General features: G+C 70.7%; 21 protein-coding genes and 1 tRNA gene. 12 read left to right on the plus strand and 10 right to left on the minus strand.

The window, feature by feature from the left end; genetic code table 11:
• Positions 1-29: 29 nt before the first annotated feature.
• On the minus strand, positions 30-1,601 hold the full coding sequence (locus ACH4U7_RS13185; protein WP_398528054.1) for a sensor histidine kinase: 1,572 nt from the start codon (positions 1,599-1,601) through the stop codon (positions 30-32).
• Between the two features lie 230 nt (positions 1,602-1,831).
• Here ACH4U7_RS13185 and ACH4U7_RS13190 point away from each other — a divergent pair.
• The 6 genes from ACH4U7_RS13190 to ACH4U7_RS13215 all read left to right on the plus strand — a co-directional run bounded on the left by ACH4U7_RS13190 (position 1,832) and on the right by ACH4U7_RS13215 (position 6,774).
• Positions 1,832-1,903 (plus strand) — tRNA-Gln (locus ACH4U7_RS13190).
• A 111-nt stretch (positions 1,904-2,014) separates the two neighbouring features.
• Complete coding sequence (glmU, locus tag ACH4U7_RS13195; protein ID WP_398528055.1) at positions 2,015-3,490, plus strand: bifunctional UDP-N-acetylglucosamine diphosphorylase/glucosamine-1-phosphate N-acetyltransferase GlmU; 1,476 nt, start codon at positions 2,015-2,017, stop codon at positions 3,488-3,490.
• A gap of 71 nt (positions 3,491-3,561) precedes the next feature.
• Positions 3,562-4,536, plus strand: a complete 975-nt coding sequence (locus ACH4U7_RS13200) for a ribose-phosphate diphosphokinase (RefSeq protein ID WP_398528056.1) — start codon at positions 3,562-3,564, stop codon at positions 4,534-4,536.
• Between the two features lie 281 nt (positions 4,537-4,817).
• A complete protein-coding gene (locus tag ACH4U7_RS13205) occupies positions 4,818-5,402 on the plus strand; it encodes a 50S ribosomal protein L25/general stress protein Ctc (protein WP_398528057.1) in 585 nt (194 codons plus the stop codon).
• Between the two features lie 193 nt (positions 5,403-5,595).
• Positions 5,596-6,189, plus strand: coding sequence for an aminoacyl-tRNA hydrolase (pth, locus tag ACH4U7_RS13210; protein WP_398528058.1), 594 nt, complete (start codon positions 5,596-5,598; stop codon positions 6,187-6,189).
• A gap of 66 nt (positions 6,190-6,255) precedes the next feature.
• Positions 6,256-6,774 carry a hypothetical protein gene (locus tag ACH4U7_RS13215; RefSeq protein WP_398528059.1) on the plus strand — a complete coding sequence of 173 codons (519 nt, stop codon included), beginning with the start codon at positions 6,256-6,258 and terminating at the stop codon, positions 6,772-6,774.
• Positions 6,775-6,932: 158 nt separating this feature from the next.
• On the opposite strand, the gene ppc is transcribed toward ACH4U7_RS13215, so the two are convergent.
• A complete protein-coding gene (gene ppc / locus ACH4U7_RS13220) occupies positions 6,933-9,653 on the minus strand; it encodes a phosphoenolpyruvate carboxylase (protein WP_398528060.1) in 2,721 nt (906 codons plus the stop codon).
• Positions 9,654-9,910: 257 nt separating this feature from the next.
• Between ppc and ACH4U7_RS13225 the strand changes: the two genes are divergently transcribed.
• The 3 genes from ACH4U7_RS13225 (at position 9,911) to ACH4U7_RS13235 (ending at position 12,141) form a co-directional block, all read left to right on the plus strand.
• Complete coding sequence (locus ACH4U7_RS13225) at positions 9,911-10,903, plus strand: acyl-CoA desaturase (protein WP_398528061.1); 993 nt, start codon at positions 9,911-9,913, stop codon at positions 10,901-10,903.
• Entirely contained in the window at positions 10,900-11,601 is a 702-nt protein-coding gene (locus ACH4U7_RS13230; protein WP_398528062.1) for a TetR family transcriptional regulator, read from the plus strand. Before ACH4U7_RS13225 ends, ACH4U7_RS13230 begins: the two co-directional genes overlap by 4 nt.
• Positions 11,602-11,667: 66 nt before the next feature.
• Complete coding sequence (locus ACH4U7_RS13235; protein WP_398528063.1) at positions 11,668-12,141, plus strand: hypothetical protein; 474 nt, start codon at positions 11,668-11,670, stop codon at positions 12,139-12,141.
• A gap of 11 nt (positions 12,142-12,152) precedes the next feature.
• Here ACH4U7_RS13235 and ACH4U7_RS13240 read toward each other — a convergent pair whose 3' ends face one another.
• The 3 genes from ACH4U7_RS13240 to ACH4U7_RS13250 form a co-directional block, all read right to left on the minus strand.
• Positions 12,153-13,025: a hypothetical protein gene (locus ACH4U7_RS13240; protein ID WP_398528064.1), complete on the minus strand. Its 873-nt coding sequence runs from the start codon at positions 13,023-13,025 to the stop codon at positions 12,153-12,155.
• Between the two features lie 148 nt (positions 13,026-13,173).
• Positions 13,174-13,536, minus strand: coding sequence for a VOC family protein (locus ACH4U7_RS13245; protein ID WP_398528511.1), 363 nt, complete (start codon positions 13,534-13,536; stop codon positions 13,174-13,176).
• On the minus strand, positions 13,536-14,354 hold the full coding sequence (locus ACH4U7_RS13250; RefSeq protein ID WP_398528065.1) for a trans-aconitate 2-methyltransferase: 819 nt from the start codon (positions 14,352-14,354) through the stop codon (positions 13,536-13,538). The genes ACH4U7_RS13245 and ACH4U7_RS13250 overlap by 1 nt, the downstream gene beginning before the upstream one ends.
• Before the next feature lie 123 nt (positions 14,355-14,477).
• Here ACH4U7_RS13250 and ACH4U7_RS13255 point away from each other — a divergent pair, with 123 nt between their 5' ends.
• Positions 14,478-14,975, plus strand: a complete 498-nt coding sequence (locus ACH4U7_RS13255) for a MarR family winged helix-turn-helix transcriptional regulator (protein WP_089505207.1) — start codon at positions 14,478-14,480, stop codon at positions 14,973-14,975.
• Here ACH4U7_RS13255 and ACH4U7_RS13260 read toward each other — a convergent pair.
• The 4 genes from ACH4U7_RS13260 to galT all read right to left on the minus strand — a co-directional run bounded on the left by ACH4U7_RS13260 (position 14,934) and on the right by galT (position 19,511).
• Complete coding sequence (locus ACH4U7_RS13260; protein ID WP_398528066.1) at positions 14,934-15,896, minus strand: LuxR C-terminal-related transcriptional regulator; 963 nt, start codon at positions 15,894-15,896, stop codon at positions 14,934-14,936. The two genes, ACH4U7_RS13255 and ACH4U7_RS13260, sit on opposite strands and share 42 nt — an antisense overlap.
• 340 nt (positions 15,897-16,236) lie before the next feature.
• Positions 16,237-17,445 carry a galactokinase gene (galK, locus tag ACH4U7_RS13265; protein ID WP_398528067.1) on the minus strand — a complete coding sequence of 403 codons (1,209 nt, stop codon included), beginning with the start codon at positions 17,443-17,445 and terminating at the stop codon, positions 16,237-16,239.
• Between the two features lie 27 nt (positions 17,446-17,472).
• On the minus strand, positions 17,473-18,447 hold the full coding sequence (gene galE, locus ACH4U7_RS13270; protein ID WP_398528068.1) for a UDP-glucose 4-epimerase GalE: 975 nt from the start codon (positions 18,445-18,447) through the stop codon (positions 17,473-17,475).
• Positions 18,444-19,511, minus strand: coding sequence for a galactose-1-phosphate uridylyltransferase (gene galT / locus ACH4U7_RS13275; RefSeq protein ID WP_398528069.1), 1,068 nt, complete (start codon positions 19,509-19,511; stop codon positions 18,444-18,446). The genes galE and galT overlap by 4 nt, the downstream gene beginning before the upstream one ends.
• Before the next feature lie 181 nt (positions 19,512-19,692).
• On the opposite strand from galT, the gene ACH4U7_RS13280 reads away from it, so the two are divergent.
• Both ACH4U7_RS13280 and ACH4U7_RS13285 read left to right on the plus strand, forming a co-directional pair.
• Positions 19,693-21,363: a sodium:solute symporter family protein gene (locus ACH4U7_RS13280; protein ID WP_398528070.1), complete on the plus strand. Its 1,671-nt coding sequence runs from the start codon at positions 19,693-19,695 to the stop codon at positions 21,361-21,363.
• Positions 21,364-21,417: 54 nt separating this feature from the next.
• Complete coding sequence (locus ACH4U7_RS13285) at positions 21,418-21,744, plus strand: hypothetical protein (protein WP_398528071.1); 327 nt, start codon at positions 21,418-21,420, stop codon at positions 21,742-21,744.
• A gap of 27 nt (positions 21,745-21,771) precedes the next feature.
• Here the strand turns inward: ACH4U7_RS13285 and ACH4U7_RS13290 are convergent, their stop codons facing one another.
• Entirely contained in the window at positions 21,772-22,467 is a 696-nt protein-coding gene (locus ACH4U7_RS13290; protein WP_398528072.1) for a LuxR C-terminal-related transcriptional regulator, read from the minus strand.
• Positions 22,468-22,829: the final 362 nt, after the last annotated feature.

Raw genomic sequence — 22,829 nt, forward strand, 5'->3', positions numbered from 1 at the left:
ATTCCTCCCTCACCCCATCTCCCGCCCCGTTACGCGCTCTTCGCCCGCTCGGCGGCCGGCTCCCGCTCCCGCGCCGGGGAATCGAGGCGCCCCGTGGCCGTACGGTCGGCACCCGTACGGTCTGCGGCGGTGCGATCCGCGGCCGTACGGTCCGTGGCCGTACGGTCCGTGGCCGTACGGTCCGGAATGACCGCCGAGACCCGGAAGCCGCCCGACTCCGTGGCTCCCGACACAAAACCGCCCCCGAGCGTCGTCACCCGCTCCTTCATCCCCAGCAGGCCATTGCCGCCACTCGGCAGCCCCGCGTCCGCCGCACCCCGCTCCGAGGGCCCGTTCTCCACCAGCACCGCGACCTCCGAAGGGCGACGGGCGAGCCGGACCCGCGCCTTCGCGCCCGGCGCATGCTTATGGACGTTGGTCAGGGCCTCCTGCACCACCCGGTACGCGGTCTGCTCCACCCGGGGCGCATAGCCGCGCTCGTCCCCCTCCACCGACAGCTCCACGACCATCCCGGCCGCCCGCGACTGCCCGACCAGCGTCTCCAGCTCCGCCAGCCGCGGCCCGCCCACGATGTCAGCCACCCCGGCCGACCCCGCGGCCCCGGCCGTACGAGCACCGCCCACGCCCTCCGCGCCGCCCGCACCCGCGGCCCCGGCGGCCTCCGCCGCGGCCGACGCGGCCGCGGCCACCGCCGCCAGCGGCACCAGCCCGTCGTCCCCGCGCCCGCCGGCCGGAACCGGGGCCCGCTGGCCGACGTCCTCGGAACGCAGCACACCCAGCATCTGCCGCAGCTCGGTCAGCGCCTGGCGGCCCATGTCGCCGACCAGCGCCGCGTTCTTCGCGGCCTTCTCCGGATCCTTGAGGGCGACCGCCTGCAGGGCCGCCGCGTGCACCACCATCAGACTCACCCGGTGCGCCACCACGTCATGCATCTCCCGCGCGATACGGGTGCGCTCCTCGTTACGGGCCCACTCGGCCCGCTCCTCCGCCCGGTCCGCCAGCAGCGACAGCTCGCGCTCCAGACCGTCCGCCCGCTCCCGCAGGCTCTCCACGAGCCGGCGCCTGGCCCTGACGTACAGCCCGAGCAGGATGGGCGGCGCGGTGAGACCCAGCGACATCACCACCGCGAACAGCGGAATCAACCATATGGCGGGTTCCGGGACGCCGCTGCCGCGGTGCATGTCCTCCTGGAACCGGATGGTCGAGATGATCAGCGTGCCCGCGCCCGACATCCCGGCCAGCACGGCCGTGATCCGGCGCGGCACCTCCGAGGCGGCCAGGGTGTAGAGGCCCACGGTGCCGAGCATCAGCCCCATCTCCGCCGGGGTGACCGCGATCGATATGAGCACCACGGCGATCGCCCAGCGCCGCCGCAGCAGCAGCGTCGCGCCGACGACCAGCCCCATCGCCACCCCGACGGCGACCGGAATACGCGCGTCATGGGCGAAGGCGACACCCTCCGCGGCACACTCGACCGCCGACATGACCGCGAGGGCGATGTCCAGCACCATGCTCCGCCGCCGTGGCCACCACCACGGCCCAGCGGGCGCGCCTCGCGCACCCGCTGTCTCGACGTCCCCCATTTCCCCCGTCGCAGTCATACCGACCAGACTACGGCCGGGTGCGGGAGGTTCACCCCGGGACACGGCCGGACGAAGCACCAGAACCCGACAGACGCCTACAGGGGCCGCCTCTTGACCTACGTGGCGCAGAGCGCGGAGCCCTACCGTCGCGTCGAGCCCTACCGTCGCGTCGAAGGGGCTTGGTACGGCATAGTGGTGGGGGCCAAGTCGACAACCTCCAGCAGGTGTCCGATTTGACCATTTTGCTATCCCCTGTGGTGTAATCGGCAGCACAGCAGCCTTTGGAGCTGTTTGTCAAGGTTCGAGTCCTTGCAGGGGAGCTCACGTTCGAGTCCTGACCGCCCACGTCAGGACCCACCCCCGTTCCCGCCCCGAAACCTCTCGGTATCCTGCGGTTGTCCACACCCGAGCCGAGCCCGAAGGGCACATCCGTGAGCGCCAACCGCCCGGCAGCCGTCGTCGTCCTCGCAGCGGGTGAGGGCACCCGCATGAAGTCGACGACCCCCAAGGTCCTGCATGCGATCTGCGGCCGGTCCCTCGTCGGGCATGTCGTCGCTGCCTCCCGCGAGCTGTCCCCCGAGAACCTGGTGGTCGTCGTCGGCCACGCCCGTGAGCAGGTCACCGCGCATCTCGCCGAGATCGACGCCGACGTACGCACCGCCGTGCAGCACGAACAGAACGGGACGGGACACGCCGTCCGGATGGGGCTTGAGCAGCTCTCCGACAGCGCTGACAGCGCCGACAGCGGGGTCGCCCTGGACGGCACCGTGGTCGTCGTCTGCGGGGACACCCCCCTGCTGACCGGCGAGACCCTGGGCCGTCTCGCCGAGACCCACGCCTCCGAGGGCAACGCCGTGACCGTCCTGACCGCCGAGGTCCCCGACGCGACCGGCTACGGCCGGATCGTGCGCGACGGGGCGAGCGGCGCGGTCACCGCGATCGTGGAGCACAAGGACGCGACCGACGCCCAGCGCGAGATCCGCGAGATCAACTCGGGGGTCTTCGCCTTCGACGCCCAGCTGCTGATCGACGCGCTGGGCAAGGTGCGGACCGACAACAGCCAGGGTGAGGAATACCTCACCGATGTGCTGGGCATCCTGCGCGAGGCCGGGCACCACGTCGGCGCCTGTGTGGCGGGCGACCACCGCGAGATCGTCGGGATCAACAACCGGGTGCAGCTGGCCGAGGCGCGCCGGCTGCTCAACGACCGGCTGCTGACCCGGGCCATGCTCGACGGGGTGACCGTCGTCGACCCGGCCACGACCTGGGTGGACGCGACCGTCACCTTCGAGCCGGACGCCGTGGTGCACCCCGGCACCCAGCTGCTGGGCGCCACCCACCTCGCGGCGCACGCCGAGGTCGGCCCGAACTCCCGGCTCACCGACACCACCGTCGGCGAGGGCGCGACCGCGAGCTTCACCGTCGCCGACGGCGCGGAGATCGGCGCGGGCGCGAGCGTCGGCCCGTACGCGTATCTGCGCCCCGGCACCCGGCTCGGTGCCAAGGCCAAGGCGGGCACGTACGTGGAGATGAAGAACGCCCGGATCGGCGAGGGCACCAAGGTGCCGCATCTCTCCTACGTCGGCGACGCGACGATCGGCGAGTACACCAACATCGGCGCCGCCAGCGTGTTTGTGAACTACGACGGCGTCAACAAGCACCACACCACCATCGGCAGCCACTGCCGCACCGGAGCGGACAACATGCTTGTGGCTCCCGTCACGATCGGGGACGGCGCCTACACCGCCGCCGGCTCGGTCATCACCAAGGATGTGCCCCCGGGCTCGCTCGCTGTCGCACGCGGCCAGCAGCGGAATATCGAGGGTTGGGTCGCCCGCAAGCGCCCCGGAAGCGCCGCCGCGAGGGCCGCCGAATCGGCCCGTCAGGAGGACGCGGGCGAGGGATGACCCGTGCACGGGTGCGCCGTGCGGGGCGTACCGTGATAAGCGCATTAAAGTGACATCCAAGGAGACTTGCTGTGACCGGGATCAAGACGACCGGCGAGAAGAAGCTGATGCTCTTCTCCGGCCGCGCCCACCCCGAGCTGGCCGAGGAGGTCGCCCACGAGCTGGGCGTCAGCTTGGTCCCGACCAAGGCATTCGACTTCGCGAACGGCGAGATCTACGTCCGTTTCCAGGAGTCCGCGCGTGGCGCCGACTGCTTTCTGATCCAGAGCCACACGGCTCCGATCAATAAGTGGATCATGGAACAGCTGATCATGGTCGATGCGCTCAAGCGGGCCTCCGCGCGCTCGATCACCGTGATCGTGCCGTTCTACGGCTATGCCCGCCAGGACAAGAAGCACCGCGGCCGTGAGCCCATCTCGGCCCGGCTGATCGCCGACATGCTCAAGACCGCGGGCGCCGACCGGATCCTCACGGTGGATCTGCACACCGACCAGATCCAGGGCTTCTTCGACGGCCCGGTCGACCACCTCTTCGCGCTGCCGATCCTCGCGGACTACGTGGGCGCCAAGGTCGACCGTGCCAAGCTGACCGTGGTCTCCCCGGACGCGGGCCGGGTGCGCGTCGCCGACCGCTGGTGCGACCGGCTCGGCGCCCCGCTGGCGATCGTGCACAAGCGGCGCGACCCGGACGTGGCCAACCAGGTGACCGTCCACGAGGTCGTGGGTGATGTGCGGGGCCGGGTGTGTGTCCTGGTCGACGACATGATCGACACCGGTGGCACCATCTGCGCCGCGGCGGACGCGCTGTTCGCCAATGGCGCGGAGGACGTGATCGTGACGGCCACCCACGGTGTGCTGTCCGGACCGGCCGCGGACCGGCTGAAGAACTCGAAGGTGAGCGAGTTCGTCTTCACCAACACCCTGCCCACCCCCAGCGAGGTCGAGCTCGACAAGATCACCGTGCTGTCGATGGCGCCGACCATCGCCCGCGCGGTCCAGGAGGTCTTCGAGGACGGCTCGGTGACCAGCCTCTTCGAGGAGCACTGATGGCCACCGGCGACTTAGCGGCCGGGACCCGCCGACCGATCTGAGGCCACCCCACCAGGGGTGGCCTCAGCCATGTGCTGAGGCCGAGTGCTGAGGCATGCGCCCCGGGACGGTAGAATTGCCGGGTTGCTCGGCGAGGGAAGCTGTGTGCGGTGACGTACGCGGCTCGTCCGTTATCGACGCGCTCTTCGTGGAGATGGTCTGTCGTGGGCCGGGTGACGGCCGTCAGATCCGCTTTCAGCGGAATTCAGCGACATACAACGACTACGAGGAGTGCAGCCATGGCTGAGGTCAAGATTTCCGCCAAGTCCCGTACCGAGTTCGGCAAGGGCGCCGCCCGCCGCGCCCGCCGCGAGGGCCTGGTCCCCGGCGTGGTGTACGGCCACGGCACCGAGCCGGTCCACGTCAACCTGCCGGGCCACGACCTGATGCTCGCGCTCAAGACCGCGAACGTGCTGCTCAGCCTCGACGTCGATGGCAAGAAGGAGCTCGTCATCCCCAAGGCGGTCCAGCGTGACGCCATCAAGGGCTTCCTCAAGCACGTCGACCTGCTCCTGGTGAAGCGCGGCGAGAAGGTCACCGTCGAGGTTCCGGTCCACACCGAGGGCGAGCTGGCCCCCGGCGGCAACCTGCTGGAGCACCTGCTGAACGCGCTGCCGGTGGAGACCGAGGCCACCCACATCCCGGAGTCGGTCACCGTCTCCATCGCGGGCCTGGACGCCGGTCACTCCGTCCTCGCCAAGGACATCACCCTGCCGGCCGGCACCACCCTGGCCGTCGAGGAGGACACCGTCGTGCTGCAGGTCGTCGGCGCCCAGGCCGAGGCCCCGGCCGCCGAGGGTGCGGCCGAGGGCGAGGAGGCGTAACCAACGCCGAGCGGGCGCTGACGCCTCAGCCCGAGGCGTCGATGCCCCACCCGAGGCGTTGACGCCTCCGCCCGATGCGTCGACGTCCCCGCTGCCCGTTCCGGCCGCTGTCCCGCCCCGTCCCCTCGTCCTGGGGCCGGGCCCGGGCGGCGGCCGGTCCTTCACTCCCCCCGGCGCTCGAGGAGACACCCAGATGACGACGGACGAAGCGAGCCCCTGGCTCGTCGTGGGCCTCGGCAACCCCGGGCCCGAGTACGCAGCCAACCGCCACAACGTCGGCTTCATGGTGGCCGATCTGCTGGCCGACCGCATGGGCGGCCGGTTCAAGGCGCACAAGTCCCGCGCACAGGTCGTCGAGGGGCGCGTCGGTGCGCCGGGCCCGGCGAGCCGCCGGGTGATCGTCGCCAAGCCGATGTCGTTCATGAACCTCTCCGGCGGCCCCACCACCGCGCTGCGCGACTTCTACAAGGTGCCGGTCGGGCATGTCATCGCGATCCACGACGAACTGGACATCGACTACGGCGCGCTGCGGCTGAAGCTCGGCGGGGGTGACAATGGCCACAACGGCCTGAAGTCGATCACCAAGTCGCTGGGCCCCGACTACTTCCGCGTCCGCTTCGGGATCGGCCGGCCGCCCGGCCGGATGGATGTCGCGGCCTTCGTGCTCAAGGACTTTTCCGCCGCTGAGCGCAAGGAGTTGGACTACTTCGTGGACCGCGCCGCGGACGCCGTGGAGACGCTGATCGTCGACGGTCTGGAGCGCGCGCAGTCCACGTACAACTCCTGATCCCCGCCCGGGTGACCCTCCGCCGACGGTTGACCGGCGGGCTGGGATGTCGGGAGGATCGCGGCCATGTCTTCCTCGGGCACGATCAAACGCAGCCGTTCGCGGCGGGCGGGCGAGAACGCGTACGGGCTGCTGCTGCTCACGAAAATCGTAGTGATGGCGCTCCTGGCGCTGTTCGTCATCGTCGCGGGGGTGTGGTACTCATGGGCGACCGCCAAGCCGGCGATGTTCAACAAGGGCCTTGAACGCGGCACGATCACCGTCGCCACCTGCGACGACGACTGGTGCACGGGCGCCTTCACACCCGCCGACGGCTCCGGCCACGCCCGTGCGAAGGTGCGGATCGACAAGGCGGTCACCGACGGCGAGGGCGACCGCCTGCTGGTGGCCCTCAAGCCGGGCTCGGACGAAGCCGTACGGACCGGCATGACCGGAATCCTGCACGCCTGGGTCCCCTTCGCGGGCTCCCTCCTGCTGGCCGCCCTCATGGTCGCGGGCGGTCTCCGCCTGCGCCGCACGGCCTGGGCCATGGGCCTCACCGGCGCGGCCCTCCTGGCCGCGTCCTTCGCCACGCTGACGTTCTGACGCCCCAGCGCGCCCGCCGGGCGCATCACGCCGCCCTCGCAGCGGCGAAGCCTGCTGCGCCGGGGGCCGGGGCGCAGCCCCGGACCACCGAACAAAAACCGCGTCCGGCCGCTCCGCAGGAGCGGCCGGACGCGGTCACATCGGGCGCGGACCGCAGGTCACCCCGTGTTGCGCAGGCCCGCCGCGACGCCGTTGACCGTCAGGAGCAGGGCGCGGGCGAGCAGCGGGTCGGCGGCTTCGCCGCGCTCGTGGGCGGTGCGCTGGCGGTGCAGCAGCGAGACCTGGAGGTAGGAGATCGGGTCCAGGTAGGCGTCGCGGACGTGGAAGGTCTGCTTGAGGACCGGGTTGGAGTCCAGCAGCTCGGTCCCGCCGGTGATCCGCAGCACCTCGCGCACGGTGAGCTCGTGCTCGGCCTCAATCGTGGCGAAGACGTGCTTGAGCTCGTCCGGGACCAGTGTGTCGACGTAGTGCCGGGCGATCCGCAGATCGGTCTTGGCGAGCGTCATCTCCACGTTGGACAGGAAGTTCCGGAAGAAGTGCCAGTGCTGGTGCATCTCGTCGAGGGCCGCGTCCAGGCCTGCTTCGCGGGCGGCCTTGAGCCCGGAGCCGACGCCGAACCAGCCGGGGACGATCTGCCGGGACTGGGTCCAGCCGAAGACCCAGGGAATGGCCCGCAGTCCGTCGAGGCCGGCGCCGGAGTCGGGGCGCCGGGAGGGGCGGGAGCCGAGGTGGAGTTCGGCGAGCTGGTCGACGGGGGTGGAGGCGAAGAAGTACGCGGGGAGGTCGGGGTCTTCGACCAGTGCGCGGTAGGCGTGGTGGGCGGCGTCGGAGACGGTGTCCATGGCCGCGTCCCAGCGGGCCAGTGCCTCGTCGGACTGGCGGGGGGCGGTGTGCAGGGCAGAGGCCTGGAGCGTGGCGGCGACGGTGAGCTCCAGGTTTTCCCGGGCGAGGGAGGGGACGAGGTACTTGTCGGAGATGACCTCGCCCTGCTCGGTGACCTTGATTTCGCCTTCGAGGGTGCCCCAGGGCTGGGCGAGGATCGCGTCGTGGGTGGGACCGCCGCCGCGGCCGACGGTGCCGCCGCGGCCGTGGAAGAGGCGCAGTCGTACGCCGTGCCGGTGGGCGACGTCGCGGAGCAGCCGCTGGGCGCGGTGGATCTCCCACTGGGAGGTGGTGATGCCGCCGAACTTGGAGGAGTCGGAGTAGCCGAGCATGACCTCCTGGACGTCACCGCGCAGGGCGACGAGCCGCCGGTAGGAGGGGTCGGAGAGCATGTCGTCGAGGAGCTGGTCGGCGATCTTGAGCTCTTCGGTGGTCTCCAGCAGCGGCACGATGCCGATCTTGGCCCAGCCGGCGTGCAGGTCGACCAGTCCGGCCTCGCGGGCGAGGACGGCGGCGGCGAAGACGTCGTCGGAGCCCTGGCACATGGAGATGATGTAGGACTCGACGATCTCGGGGCCGAACCGTTCGAAGGCCTCGCTGATGGTGTGGAAGACGCCGAGGGTCTTGGCCCCGGCGGCGTCCAGCGGCGCGGGGGTGGGCGCGAGCGGGCGGCGCGACCGCAGCTCCTTGGCCAGCAGCTTGCGGCGGTAGTCGCGGGGCATGTCCGCGTACCGCCAGGATTCCTCGCCGAGGCGGTCGAAGAGCTGGCCGAGGGCGTGGTGGTGGGCGTCGGCGTGTTCGCGTACGTCCATGGTGGCCAGCTGGAGCCCGAAGGCGGCGAGGGTGCGGATGGCGCGCTCCATGCGGCCGTCGGCGATCAGCCGGCCGCGGTGGGCGCGCAGGGACTCCTGGATGAGGTGCAGGTCGGCGAGGAGTTCGGAGGTGCCGAGGTAGTCGCGTCCTGGCTGGTGGGGGGTGCCGCCGGCGAGGCGGGTGCGGGTGTTGAGGAGCTTCTGCCGCACGCAGGTGGCCTTGAGCCGGTAGGGCTCTTCGGCGTTGAGCCGCTTGTAGCGGGGGCTGATCTCGGGGAGGAGTTCCAGGTCGCGCTGGAGGGAGTCCAGGAGCTCTTCGGAGGCGTCGGAGTTGCGGATGGAGCTGGAGAGCGCGGCCCGCAGGTCGTCGATGATGGCGAGGGCGTCGGTGATGCCATGTTCGTGCTGGAGGATCAGCACGTCCCAGGTGACCTGGGGGGTGACGTTGGGGTTACCGTCGCGGTCGCCGCCGATCCAGGTGCCGAAGGTGAGGGGGCGGGTGGTGGCGGGCAGCGGGGCGCCGACGCGCTCCAGCTCGGCGGAGAGGTCTTCGAGGACGTCGCCGACGGCGCCCGCGTGCAGTTCGTCCAGGTAGTAGATGGCGTTGCGGGCCTCGTCGGCGGGCTCGGGGCGGGCGACGCGCAGTTCGTCGGTCTGCCAGAGGAGGTCGATGTTCTCGGCGAGGCGCAGGTCGGTGCGGCGCTTGTCGCCGCCGACGGCGAGGGTGTCGAGCAGTTCGGCGATGCGGCGCAGCTTGTTCAGGACGGTGCGGCGGGCGGCCTCGGTGGGGTGGGCCGTGAACACGGGGCGAACGTTGAGATGGCGGACGGTCTCCCGCAGATGCTCGGGGTCGGCGTCCTTGAGCTGGTCGGCGGTGCGGGACAGCAGCCCGCCCTCGGCGGCGCGCTTGGCGCGCAGCTCGCGGCCGCGGTGGACCTGTTCGGTGATGTTCGCCAGATGGAAGTACGTGGAGAACGCGCGTACCAGCTTGGCCGCCGTCTCCAGGTCGGTGTCGCCGAGCAGCTCCGCGGCGGCTTCGCCGTCACTGCGGGTGAGGGCACGGACCCGCTCGACGAGGTCGAGGAGGTCGGGGCCCTCCTGCCGGACCAGAGTTTCGCCGAGGAGGTCACCCAGACGGCGGATATCGGCACGCAGGGCGGCATTGGTGTTGTCGGCACTGCTCACAGGTGCGGGCTCCTTGCAGTGTTCGGGCACTGGGCGGGGTGAGGACGGGACCTGAACGCCGTGGCTGCCTGTGCCACCGGCCCCGGGACCCCGTGCTGTCGGCGAGATGCGGACCGCGCTGTCCGACGCCACCAGGATAGGCGGCGCGCCCTCGGGGGAATCCATAGCCCTATTGCCCCGCTTCGGGGCCCTACCATACTTACGTCGCCGTAGGTTACGGTCCCGTAGCCGTACCCCCGAGCCCCACGAGGGATCCCATGACTGCAAGCCCCGACGTGATCGACGACGCGCCCGGCGCCCTCCGGGACGAGGCAGAGCACCCATTTCCCTCCGCCACGCTCGGCGGGGACAACAAGCGCTCCATCGAACAGATCACCCTGCTGCTCTTCATCACCGTCCCCTTCCTCGCCCTGGCCGCCGCCATTCCGCTGGCCTGGGGATGGGGGGTCAGCTGGCTGGATCTGACGCTGATGGTCGTCTTCTACTACATCGGCTGCCACGGCATCACCATCGGCTTCCACCGCTACTTCACCCATGGCTCCTTCAAGGCCAAGCGGCCGCTGCGGATCGCGCTGGCGATCGCCGGGTCCCTGGCGGTGGAGGGGCCGCTGGTGCGCTGGGTGGCCGACCACCGCAAGCACCACAAGTTCTCCGACGCCGAGGGCGATCCGCACTCCCCCTGGCGGTACGGGGAGACCGTTCCGGCGCTGATGAAGGGCCTGTGGTGGGCGCACATCGGCTGGATGTTCGACGAGGAGCAGACCCCGCAGCACAAGTACGCTCCCGACCTGATCAAGGACGACGCGATCCGCCGGATCTCCCGGCAGTTCGTGGTCTGGACGGTCGTCTCGCTGCTGCTGCCCGCGCTGATCGGCGGGCTGGCCACCTGGTCCTGGCAGGGCGCGGCGACCGCGTTCTTCTGGGGCTCGCTCGTACGGGTGGCGCTGCTGCACCATGTCACCTGGTCGATCAACTCGATCTGCCACGCGGTCGGCAAGCGCCCCTTCAAATCGCGCGACCGGTCCGGCAATGTGTGGTGGCTGGCGGTTCTCTCGTGCGGTGAGTCCTGGCACAACCTCCACCACGCGGACCCGACCTCCGCCCGCCATGGTGTGATGAAGGGCCAGCTGGACTCCAGCGCCCGGATCATCCGCTGGTTCGAGAAGGCGGGCTGGGCCTATGACGTGCGCTGGCCCAGCGAGGCCCGTATCGACGCCCGCCGTAAAGAGGAAACCGCCGAAGCGGCATGATAGGGGGCGTGGCGACCGAAAGTAATACCAGCGGTAACAAGGACCGGGCGGCCCGCGCGTCCGGATCCGGGACCCGGCGTGCGCGCCGGGTGCGGATGACCGGCAAGGAGCGCCGGGAGCAATTGCTGGACATCGGTCGCGCGCTCTTCGCCGAGCGCGGCTTCGAAGGCACATCGGTGGAGGAGATCGCCGCCAAGGCCGGAGTCTCCAAACCGGTGGTCTACGAGCACTTCGGCGGCAAGGAGGGGCTGTACGCGGTGGTGGTGGACCGCGAGATGCGCCGGCTGCTGGACATGGTGACCGGAGCGCTGACCGCGGGCCACCCCCGTGAGCTGCTGGAGCAGGCGGCCTTCGCGCTGCTCGACTACATCGACGCGTACACGGACGGCTTCCGCATCCTGGTGCGTGACTCCCCCGTCGCCCAGTCGACGGGCAGCTTCGCCTCGCTGATCAGCGATATCGCCACCCAGGTCGAGGACATCCTCGGCCTGGAGTTCAAGGCCCGCGGCTTCGACCCGAAGCTCGCCCCGCTGTACGCGCAGGCGCTGGTGGGCATGGTCGCGCTCACCGGTCAGTGGTGGCTGGATGTGCGCCGGCCGAAGAAGGCCGAGGTGGCGGCCCATCTGGTGAATCTGGCCTGGCACGGTCTGGACGGTCTTGAGCCCAAGCCCCGGCTGATAGGCCACCGCAAGTCCTGACCTCGAGGGGCTGGTCCGCGCCTCTTCCTCCGGTAGATGATGTGGGTTACGGGGAGGGGGCTGCGTATGGCCACGGTCACGGGACGCACGGGGGAACCATCCGAGACGCGCAAGAAGACGGTCGGCGCGGGGCCGGGCTTCTGCCACACGCTGGGTCTGCTGGTGCTGGCGATCTCGGAGTGGGTACGGGCCGATCTGAAGGACGCGACCTCGTACGCTTCGCACTCGTATCTCAAGAACATGATCGAGTTCGCGGCGGAGCTGGCCGATACGGACTGGTACAAGCCCGCCGTGGATCTCTACGACAAGGTCTCCTTCGGCCAGCCGCGCGCCGCCCTGTGGGCGGCCGTCTTCATGGCCCTGGTGATACGGCTCAACCGGCACGGTCCGGAAGAGGCCCAGCAGATGCTGTCCTGGGTGACTGCCGCGTACTGTCTGCTGGCCACGGTGGCCCTCATGCCGTACCTCGCCGCCCCGGGCGGCGGCGTCATCCTGCTGCTGGCCGTGAGCGCGGGCCTGGTGAGCGTGGCGACGCGCTGAGTCAGCCCTGATCAGCGCTGGTACACCATGGTGCACAGCAGCGTCCGGCCGCCGTTGACCACCCACGACCAGTAGTACGTACGGTCGCCCTGGACCCGGGCGCAGTTCGAGGCGGAGGGGTTCGCGGGGGCCTTGTACACGCCGGTGATGTGCAGGATCTGGTTGTACCGGGCCGGGACCTTCCCGTCGCACTCCACCACGGTCATCAGCCCAGCCCGCATCTGCGCCGACTGCCCGCTGCCCGACTGCTTGGCCATCAGGCAGTAGCCCACCTTGAACTGACGGGTCAGGCACAGGGCGATGGTCTGCCCGCGGGAGGTGGTGTACGACATGTAGTTCTGGCCCGGCCCCTGGCTGCAGGCGCTGCTGCTGGAGCGCACGGCGTTCACCCACATATAGGCGTTGTAGGCACTGCAGCCGACCCGGTACGGGACCTGGGTGTTGTAGCCGCCGTTGCCCGTGTCGTACACGGCGAGGCAGTCACCGGCGCTCACCGCGCGGTAGGCGTCCGCGGTGGGGTCCGGCGCCACGGTGGGCGTTGCGGGCCGCTGGGTCTCCACCGACCCCCCGCCTCCCCCGCTGCCGCCGCCGCTGCCGCCCCCGGAGCCATAACTGGGCAGCGACGAGGTGGCCAGACCACTGGGCAGCCCGCTCGGCAGACCGCTGGGTATCCCGCTGGGGAGCGCCGGCAGCCGCGAGGAGCCGCTGGACGGAAGGGCGCCGCCCACGACCGATGTCTTGTCGTCGTCCTCGACGACCTGCGGCAACACGAGGACGGCGAAGGCGAGGGCGGCGGCGACCAGTATCCAGACCCCGCGCTGCTTCTGCTCCTCGCTGCTCCCCGTGTTCGCTCCCGAACCAGACCCGCCTGACGCGCCGTCCATGGCTCTCCCCCGTGGAAACCTTGGCCCACCATGTGGTTGTTCAGCGCATCCACGTTCTCATGAGACGCAGCTCATGGGGAGCGCTGCGGCAAAGCGTGCCTGGCATGTGACCTTGGCCGACGCCGGAGACTCGCCGTCGTCGTCGAGGTCAGGCGACCGGCTCCAGAAACTCCAGCCGGTTCCCGACCGGGTCCTGGGAGTAGAAGCGGCGGTGGCCCGGCAGGCTCTCGTCCCAGACGACCTTGGCTCCGCGCTCCGCCAGCCGCGCCGCGAGGGCGTCGATGCCCGTCACCCGGATGCCCGGGTGGGCCTTCTTCGACGGCCGGAAGTCCTCCTCGATGCCGAGGTGCAGCTGGACCGGTCCGCATCGGAACCACAGACCGCCGCGGGCCGCCAGGACGGGAGGTTTGGCGATCTCGGTCATACCGAGCGTTTCGCCGTAGTACGTGCGGAGCGCGCTCTCAGCGCCTGGCGGCACGGCCAGCTGCACATGGTCGACCGCGGCGAGCATCATTCCGCTTTCCGGGCGACGGCGAAGATACGGCGGAAGGGGAAGGCCGTGCCGTGCGGGCCCGGCGGGTAGGCCTTGCGGAGGAGGTCGGCGTATTCGGCGAGGAAGGCGTCGCGGGCCGTGGGGTCGTCCTGGAGGGCGGTGAGGACGGGGCGCAGGGCGGTGCCCTTGACCCAGTCGAGGACGGGGTCGGTGCCGGTCAGCATCTGGATGTAGGTGGTCTCCCAGGCGTCGACCTCGCAGCCGAGCGCGGCCAGGCGCTCCAGGTAGGCGGCCGGGTCCAGGACGGGGGTGGGGCGTTCGCCGTAGGTGGAGAGGCGGTCTCGCCAGTGGGGGGCGTCGCACAGGTCGGCCAGCAGGGTGTGGCTGGGGGCGGTGAAGTTGCCCGGGACCTGGAAGGCGAAGGTGCCGCCGGGGCGGAGGGCGGCGATCCAGGCCGGGAAGGACTCGGCGTGGCCGGGGACCCACTGGAGCAGCGCGTTGGAGACGATCAGGTCGAAGGTCTCGTCGGGGACCCAGTGCGCGGCGTCGGCGGGGCGGAAGTCCAGCAGGCCGCCGCCTTCGGGGGCGGTGTGGGCGCGGGCCGCCTCCAGCATCTCGGCGGAGTTGTCGAGGCCGGTGACATGGGCGTCGGGCCAGCGGTCGAAGAGGAGGACGGTGACATTGCCGGCGCCGCAGCCGAGGTCGGCGATGCGGGGCGGGCGGCCGGGGGCGGTGGGGAGATCGGGGATACGGGCGAGGAGGTCGAGGAAGGGGCGGGTGCGATGGCCCGCGTGGCGGAGGTACTGGCGCGGATCCCAGTTGGGTGAAGAGTGCATGACGAAGCCCCCAGGCAGGTACGCATGGTGTGCGGCGATCTTTGCCGTCCAGGCCTACGGTGCTCCAGGGGGTATCTTGATGTCAAGAGACTTCATGTCGACAGACCAACTACACTGATCGTCATGGAGGACGAGGTCGATCGGCTGGTCGCGGCGTGGCGCCGGGAGCGCCCCGACCTCGACGTGGAGCCGCTGGAAGTGCTCAGCCGCGTCAGCAGGCTCGCCCGCCATCTCGACCGGGCGCGGCGGATCGCCTTCGCCGAGCACCATCTGGAGCCCTGGGAGTTCGACGTGCTGACGTCGCTGCGCCGGGCCGGGACGCCGTATCAGCTCTCGCCGGGGCAGCTGCTCACCCAGACCCTGGTCACCTCGGGCACCATGACCAACCGGATCGACCGGCTGGCGAAGAAGGGCCTCGTCGAGCGGCTGCCCGACCCCAGCGACCGGCGCGGGGTGCTGGTGCGGCTGACCGACGAGGGGCGCGACCGCGCCGATCAGGCGCTCGCCGGGCTGCTCGACCAGGAGCACGCCATCCTCGCCGAGCTGTCCCAGGCGCAGCGGGCCGAACTGGCCGCGCTGCTACGCCAGCTGACCGCCCCGTTCGACAATCTCCCCGGCTAGATCGACCGGGCCGACCCCGGCGCGGCGGGCCAGGGCCACGGCCGCCAGGGTGGAGTGCACGCCGAGCTTGCCCAGCACGTTCTGCATATGGGTGCGGACCGTGTGCGGGGACAGATACAGCCGCTCGGCGACCGCCTTGCGGCCGAGCCCGGCCACCATGCAGCGCAGTACCTCGCGCTCGCGCGGGGTCAGCGACTCGACCAGCCGCTCGCTCTCGGTGCGGTGCTTACGGGCGGCCGTCATCTCCTGCAGCACGCCGGTGAGCAGCGCGGGCGGCAGATGCGTCTCGTCGCGCAGCACGCCGCGGATGACCGCGAGCAGCCGGGAGAGCGAACAGTCCTTGGCCACCCAGCCGCACGCCCCGGCTTGCAGGGCCGCCGCCGCCCGGCGCGGGTCGTCGCGCTCGGCCAGCACCACCGCACGTACGCCCGGCTGCGCCGAGCGGACCCCGCCGACCAGCGAGATGCCGTCCACCGCCCGGCCATCCACCACCCGGCCGCTCGCCATCCGCCCCGGCGCCGCGCGGCCGTTCGCGACCCCGCCGCCGACGGTCCCGCCGCCGGCAGGCCCGCTGCCGACGGCACCGCCCCCGGCACCGCCGGTGAGCTGCCCGCCGGTGAGCGATCCGCCACCCACGGCCCCATGGCCCGTCGGCGCGCCGCTCATCAGCGATTCGGCGGATGCGGGCAGCGGCTGTGGCGGAATGCCGACGGCCCCCCTGGCCCCTCCGCCCAGATCCGCGTCGACCAGCATCACATCGAAGCGGCGCCCCTCGGACGCCCCGCGCTCCAGACAGCGCAGCGCCGCCGGACCGCTGCCGGCCGCCGCGACCTCCACGTCCTGCTCCGCCGCGAGGGCGGCCGCCAGCGACTCGGCGAAAATGCGATGGTCATCCACCACGAGAACCCGAATACGTGCCACGGAACCCCCCACGTCGCCGGATACGGAAAAACCCAGTGCGGGTACGGCACCCGGTGCGAGGGTCGCCGCAACCGCACGGCCGCCGCCGTGCTGATCACTACCCCACCCCGGGCGTCGTACCTGCCTGTCTCGCCCCCTGATAAGCGTCGGCCCCCACCGACGCTGTGCACAGCGTACGGCCGGAGTCCGACACCGGGGGTGAATTTCGGCAAAACTGACCGTCGGCGCACCGACGTTGACCTGCTCTCGTGAGGATCGTGTTCCGTTGTGAGGAGTAAGTCAACGAATCGGTACGGTATTTGATCGGGTGAGCGGTCAACTGGCCGATTACACTTGCCTGTTACGCGAGCCGCCGCGCCCCCGCGCTCGGCACCGCCGGGAAGATCCGCGGGGCCCGGTACCCGGCCGCCGCGAACGCCTCGGTCACCGCCTTCCCGACCGCCTCCGCGTCCGCCTCCTCCACCAGCACGATCGCCGAACCGCCGAAGCCACCGCCGGTCATCCGGGCGCCGAGCGCGCCCGCCGCGTTCGCCGTCTCCACGACCAGGTCGAGCTCCGCGCAGGAGATCTCGAAGTCGTCGCGGCACGAGGCGTGCCCGTCGGTCAGGATGGGGCCGATCGACCGGGTGGCACCCGCGTCAAGGCGCTCGATGACCTCCTCCACCCGGTGGTTCTCGGTCACCACATGGCGCACCCGCCTGATCAGCGTCTCGTCACCCGCCAGCGTGTCGAGAGCAGCGAGAGCCTCGTCAAGGTGCTCGTACGCGACATCGCGCAGGGCCCGCACCCCGAGCGCCCGCGCACCCGCCTCGCACGCGGCGCGCCGGTTGGCGTACGCACCGTCGCCCAGTTCGTGCTTGACCTGGGTGTCCACGACCAGCAGTCGCAGCCCCTCGGCCGCCAGGTCGAACGGCACCTGACGCAGGGTCAGCTCACGGGTGTCCAGGAACAGCGCGTTCCCGTCCGTGCAGCAGGCGGACGCGGTCTGGTCCATGATTCCGCACGGGACGCCGACGAAGACGTTCTCCGCGCGCTGGCACAGCTGGGCGATGCGCAGCGGCTCCAGGCCGAGCCCGTACAGCTCGTTCAGCGCGGAGGCGGTCACCACCTCGAGCGCGGCGGAGGAGGACAGCCCCGCGCCCGTCGGCACCGTGCTGGTGTAGTGCAGATCCGCCCCGCCGGCCGCGGCGCCGGTGAGCACCCCCGCGTCGCGCAGCGCCCAGACCACGCCCGCCGGGTAGGCCGCCCAGCCGCCGCGGTCGCCGCCCGCGTCGTCGGCGACCGGCGCGAGATCGTCGAGGCGCAGCTCGACGACCCCGCCCGGGGCGTCCCCGGAGTGCAGCCGCAGCACGCCGTCGGTGCGGGCGCGGGCGGCGGCCAGGCAGGTGTGCGGCAGAGCGAGCGGCATGACGAAGCCGTCGTTGTAGTCGGTGTGCTCACCGATCAGATTCACCCGGCCCGGGGCCGCCCAGACGCCCTCGGGCTCGGCCCCGAACACCTTGCGGAAACCCTCCACCGCGCGGTCCGGGCCGCTCACGCTGTCGTTCACTTGCCGGCTCTCCTTCTACTGTGCGACTTACGACGCGATGTGCTGCGCGAACCGCCAGGCGTCCGCGACGATTCCGGCCAGGTCGGCGCGGCTCGGGCGCCAGCCAAGGCGCTCCTTGGCCCGCTCGGCCGAGGCCACCAGGACCGCCGGGTCGCCGCCCCGGCGGGGGGCGTTCACCTCGGGGATCGGGTGGCCGGTGACCTTGCGTACGGTCTCGATGACCTCGCGGACCGAGAAGCCGTTGCCGTTGCCGAGGTTGCAGATCAGGTGCTCGCCCTCGGTCGCGGCGCCCAGCGCCAGCAGATGGGCGTCGGCCAGGTCCGCGACATGGATGTAGTCGCGCACACAGGTGCCGTCGGGGGTGGGGTAGTCGTCACCGTACACGGAGATCGCCTCGCGGCGGCCCTGGGCGACCTGGAGGACGAGCGGGATGAGGTGCGACTCGGGGTCGTGCCGCTCGCCGTACGCCCCGTAGGCGCCCGCGACGTTGAAGTACCGCAGGCTCACCGCCGCCAGGCCGTGTGCCGCGCACTCCCCGCTGATCATGTGGTCGACGGCGAGCTTGGTGGCCCCGTACGGGTTGGTCGGCGCGGTCGGGGCGTCCTCGGTGATCGGGACCTGCTCCGGCTCGCCGTAGGTGGCGGCGGTGGAGGAGAAGACGAGCTTGCGCACGCCCGCCTCGCGCATCGCCGCGAGCAGGTCGGTGGTCCCGCCGACGTTGTTGACCCAGTACTTCTCCGGGTTGACGACGGACTCGCCGACCTGCGAGAAGGCCGCGAAGTGCAGTACGCCGTCGAAGGAGGGGTCCAGCCACTTGGCGGCGTCCTGAATGCGCCCCTCGATGAACTCCGCGCCCTCCGGCACCCCGGCGCGGTGCCCGGTGGACAGATCGTCCAGCACGGTCACCCGGTGACCGGCCTCCAGCAGATGCGCCGCGACCACGCTGCCGACATAGCCGGCACCGCCGGTAACCAGGTACTTCCTCTGCTGCGCATTGCTCACTTGCTCGCTACCTCTCGCAGTCGCTCGGCCGCGGCCTCCGGCGGCACATCGTTGATGAACACATTCATGCCGGATTCGGAACCCGCGAGAAACTTCAGCTTGCCGGAAGTGCGGCGGATGGTGAAAAGCTCGAGGTGAAGTGCGAATTCACCCCGGTCCGCAATGCTGAACGGCGCCTGGTGCCAGGCCGCGATGTACGGCGTCGGCGGCTCATCGGCAGCTTCGTTCCCACCACCCCGCCCGTCGAATATCCGGTCGAAGCGCTTCAAGAGTTCCAGATACATCTGTGGAAACTCTGTGCGCGCGCCTTCGTCGAGGTCACGGAGGTCGGGGACGCGCCGCTTGGGATAGAGGTGCACCTCGTACGGCCAGTGCGCCGCGTACGGCACGAAGGCGATCCAGTGCTCGCCGTCCATGACGATGCGCCGCCCGTCGGCCCGCTCGTCGGCGACCACGTCGTCGAAGAGGTTGCGGCCGGTGCGCTCACGGTGCTCGGCGAGCGAGCGCAGCATCAGTTGTGTACGAGGCGTGGCGAAGGGATACCCGTAGATCTGCCCATGCGGGTGGCCGAGGGTGACGCCGATCTCCTTGCCGCGGTTCTCGAAGCAGAAGACCTGCTCGACGGAGGGGAGCACGGCCAGTTCGGCGGTCCGGTCGGTCCATGCCTCCAGTACGAGGGCGGCCTGTTCGACGGTGAGATCGGCGAAGGAGGCATCGTGGTCGGAGGTGAAGCAGACGACCTCGCACCGGCCCGAGTCCCCGGCCAGCGAGGGGAAGCGGTTCTCGAAGACCACGACGTCGTAGTCGGCGGCGGGAATCTCGCTGTGCCGGCCCTCGCGTGAGGGGCACAGCGGGCATTCGTCGGCCGGCGGGTGGTAGGTGCGGCCCTGGCGGTGCGAGGCGACCGCGACGTTGTCGCCGAGCAGGCGGTCATGGCGGATTTCGGAGCTGGTGGCGATGGGGTCCAGGGGCCGCGGGTCGACGGCGTCGCGCACCGCGTCATCGCGCGCGTCGTAGTAGATCAGCTCGCGTCCGTCCGCGAGCCGCGTCGCCGTCTTCTTCACTCCGCCAACTCCTGTCACATGGGTCAACCAACGGCTGCCACCCAACACAACCGAACACAATGAACCACAACTCAACAGCCGCGTCAATGAGGGTGAAGGCGACCGGACAAAGCAGGAGAATTCAGATACCTTCGCCGCACGTTTCTGGTGCGTTCCGTTCCGGCGATGAAGCGAGTCACGTATGCACTATCTGGCCGAAGGGCTCCGGCTCCCCACCAACGCACTCGACTACTCCATTCTCATCCTCTACTTCGTCGTTGTCCTGGGCGTCGGATTCGCCGCCAGAGCGAGCATCAAGACAAGCCTCGACTTCTTCCTGTCCGGCCGCTCCCTGCCCGCCTGGGTGACCGGCCTCGCCTTCGTCGCCGCCAATCTGGGCGCCCTGGAAATCCTCGGCATGGCGGCCAACGGCGCGCAGTACGGCGTCTACACCGTGCACTGGTACTGGGTCGGCGCCATCCCGGCCATGGTCTTCCTCGGCCTGGTCATGATGCCCTTCTACTACGGCTCCAAGGTGCGGTCCGTCCCCGAGTTCCTGCTGCACCGGTACGGGCCCGCCTCGCATCTGCTCAGCTCGATCATCTTCTCGGTGGCGTCCGTGCTGATCGCGGGCGTCAACCTCTATGCGCTGGCCATCGTGGTCGAGGCGCTGCTGGGCTGGCCGCAGTGGGTGGCCATCGTGGTCGCGGGCCTCTTCGTCCTGGCCTACATCACCCTCGGCGGGCTCTCCTCGGCGATCTACAACGAGGTGCTGCAGTTCTTCGTCATCCTGGCCGCCCTGATCCCGCTCACCGTCGTCGGCCTCAAGCGGGTCGGCGGCTTCGGCGGGCTGGCCGACTCGCTCAACGACAGATACGGCGAGAACTTCACCTCCGCCTGGGGCGGCACCGGTATCGGCTCCGCCAACCCGCTGGGCGCCAACTGGCTGACCATCGTGCTCGGCCTCGGCTTCTGCCTCAGCTTCGGCTACTGGACCACCAACTTCGCCGAGGTGCAGCGCGCCCTGTCCGCCCGAAACCTCTCCGCCGCCCAGCGCACCCCGCTGATCGCCGCCTACCCCAAGATGTTCATCCCGCTGATCGTGGTCGTCCCCGGGCTGATCGCGCTGGTCATCGAGCCGGGCCTGGGCAGTACGAAGAGCGGGCTGCAGTACAACGACGCGATCCCGCTGCTGATGCGCGATCTGCTGCCCAACGGCGTGCTGGGCGTCGCGGTGACCGGGCTGCTCGCCGCCTTCATGGCGGGTATGGCGGCCAACGTCTCGTCCTTCAACACCGTTTTCACCAACGACATCTGGGCGGCGTATGTGCACAGAGGCCGCTCGGACGAGCACTACCTGCTGACCGGGCGCGTGGTGACGGCGATCGGTGTGGTGTGCGGCATGGGGACGGCCGTCATCGCGTCCTCGTTCAGCAACATCATGAACTATCTGCAGACCCTGTTCTCGTTCTTCAACGTGCCGCTGTTCTGCGTCTTCATCATCGGCATGTTCTGGCGGCGGGCCACGGCCGCGGCCGGGTTCTGGGGGCTGCTGTCCGGGACCGTGGCCGCGATGATCAACTACTTCTGGCTCTACAAGGCGCAGGTGATCTCCATCCCCAGCGACCAGGGGGCCAACTTCGTCTCGGCGATCGTGGCGTTCGTGGCCGGCGGCGTGGTGATGGTGACCGTCTCGCTGTGCACCAAACCCAAGCCGGTGGAGTCGCTGGCCGGGCTGGTCTACGGGACCACCTCCCCCGGTATGGCCGAGCCGCCGGCCGTCGGCGACGAGGCCTGGTACCGCCGGCCGGCGCTGCTGGGCTGGGGCGCGATCGTGCTGGCGGCGCTGTGCTACGTGCCGTTCTCCCTGTGACCCGCGGTACGACGTGACCCCCGGTACGACTCGCCGATCGGAGCCTCATACGCCATGAGTGACGAATACGAGTACCAGCACCAGGTCGAGGAGCTCGAGGGCAAGTCGGCGTCCGCGGCCCGGCTCTTCGACGTACGGCGGATCATCGGCGGGCTGTTCGTGATCTACGGGATCATGGTCACCCTCGCCGGGATCACCGTCTCGGACGCGGACCTGAAGAAGGCCGAGAACATCAACATCAACCTCTGGACGGGCGTGTGCATGCTCGTCCTCGGGCTGCTGTTCCTGCTCTGGCTGAGGCTGCGCCCCGCCGCCCCGCCGCACCCCGCGCCCACGCCACCCACGCCGCCCGAGGAAGGTCCGAACGCGGGCGGCAGCTGAGTCACGGCGACGGCGGCGGCAGCTGAGTCACGGCGAGAGCGGCGGCTGGTGGGTCTGGTGGGTCGCCGCCCGGTCCAGCAGCCCCGTACGCGCGGCCAGGGCCGCGGCCTCCAGCCGGGACCCCACCCCCAGCTTCATCAGCACCCGCTGCACATGCGTACGCGCCGTGCTGGACGCGATCCCCATGCCCGCGGCGATCAGCCTGGTGTCCTCGCCGTCCGCGACCCGGACCAGCACCTCCACCTCGCGGGGGGTGAGCATCCGCAGCAGCCGGGAGCCCTCGTCGTCCGGCTGGGCCGTCGGGTTCAGCAGCTCGGCGAACGCGCCCTGCAGCAGCTGCGGCGCCACGGCGGCCTCCCCCGCACGCGCCTTCACCATCGCCCGCTCGACGCCCTCGATGCGCTCGTCGTGGCGCACATAGCCGGACGCCCCGGCCGCGAACGCGGCCGCTATGCCGCGCGGGCTCGGCACCGGGCCCAGCACCACCACGGCGACCTGGGGCCGCTCCTTCTTTATCCGTACGACCGGTTCGAAGGCCCCGGGCTCGGCGGGCGCCGCCGTGCCCAGCAGACACACCTCCGGTGCCCGGCTCACCACCAGCTCCGCCGCCCCCGCGCTCGGCGCGGCCGCCGCGAGCACCCGGTGCCCGCGCAGCTTCAACGCCGAGGCGAGCGCCTCGGCGAGCAGACGGTGGTCATCGACCACCATGAGTCGCACGCCCACGAGCTCCCCCCATCCGCTCAGGCACGAAGTCCCGGCCGCTCACCGGCCGCTCAGTCCCGCCGTCCGCGCCGACACCCCCTCGACTGCGGGGCCCCGCACAGAGGCCCTGGACTCCCTTGCCCCGGGAAGCTACACGCTTGTTCGACGTCATGGGCCCCTTACCCGGAAGAAGCCCCCCGGAATGCCGAAATCCCGGCCATTCGCGCCTACTTGACATCTACTTGGCGTCCGAATCGGACCGGTACGGCGCCCCCGCCCGGCCGCCCGCGCATGCGCGGGCGGCAACGGCGGCGGCCCCGCCCCGTACGTACCGGCGAGTGAGCCGAAAGGGGGGTATGGGGCGGGGCCGCCGGGGTCCATCG

The organism is Streptomyces sp. NPDC020845 (assembly GCF_044334165.1).
GTDB lineage: Bacteria > Actinomycetota > Actinomycetes > Streptomycetales > Streptomycetaceae > Streptomyces.

Coding starts and splice junctions, on each gene's coding strand:
- pth (WP_398528058.1), top strand. CDS start 5,596: ATGACGACGGACGAAGCGAGCCCCTGGCTCGTCGTGGGCCTCGGCAAC.
- ACH4U7_RS13225 (WP_398528061.1), top strand. CDS start 9,911: ATGACTGCAAGCCCCGACGTGATCGACGACGCGCCCGGCGCCCTCCGG.
- ACH4U7_RS13245 (WP_398528511.1), bottom strand. CDS start 13,536: ATGCTCGCCGCGGTCGACCATGTGCAGCTGGCCGTGCCGCCAGGCGCT.
- ACH4U7_RS13285 (WP_398528071.1), top strand. CDS start 21,418: ATGAGTGACGAATACGAGTACCAGCACCAGGTCGAGGAGCTCGAGGGC.
- ACH4U7_RS13215 (WP_398528059.1), top strand. CDS start 6,256: ATGTCTTCCTCGGGCACGATCAAACGCAGCCGTTCGCGGCGGGCGGGC.
- ACH4U7_RS13205 (WP_398528057.1), top strand. CDS start 4,818: ATGGCTGAGGTCAAGATTTCCGCCAAGTCCCGTACCGAGTTCGGCAAG.
- ACH4U7_RS13240 (WP_398528064.1), bottom strand. CDS start 13,025: ATGGACGGCGCGTCAGGCGGGTCTGGTTCGGGAGCGAACACGGGGAGC.
- ACH4U7_RS13255 (WP_089505207.1), top strand. CDS start 14,478: ATGGAGGACGAGGTCGATCGGCTGGTCGCGGCGTGGCGCCGGGAGCGC.
- ACH4U7_RS13185 (WP_398528054.1), bottom strand. CDS start 1,601: ATGACTGCGACGGGGGAAATGGGGGACGTCGAGACAGCGGGTGCGCGA.
- ACH4U7_RS13250 (WP_398528065.1), bottom strand. CDS start 14,354: ATGCACTCTTCACCCAACTGGGATCCGCGCCAGTACCTCCGCCACGCG.
- ACH4U7_RS13235 (WP_398528063.1), top strand. CDS start 11,668: ATGGCCACGGTCACGGGACGCACGGGGGAACCATCCGAGACGCGCAAG.
- ACH4U7_RS13280 (WP_398528070.1), top strand. CDS start 19,693: ATGCACTATCTGGCCGAAGGGCTCCGGCTCCCCACCAACGCACTCGAC.
- ACH4U7_RS13230 (WP_398528062.1), top strand. CDS start 10,900: ATGATAGGGGGCGTGGCGACCGAAAGTAATACCAGCGGTAACAAGGAC.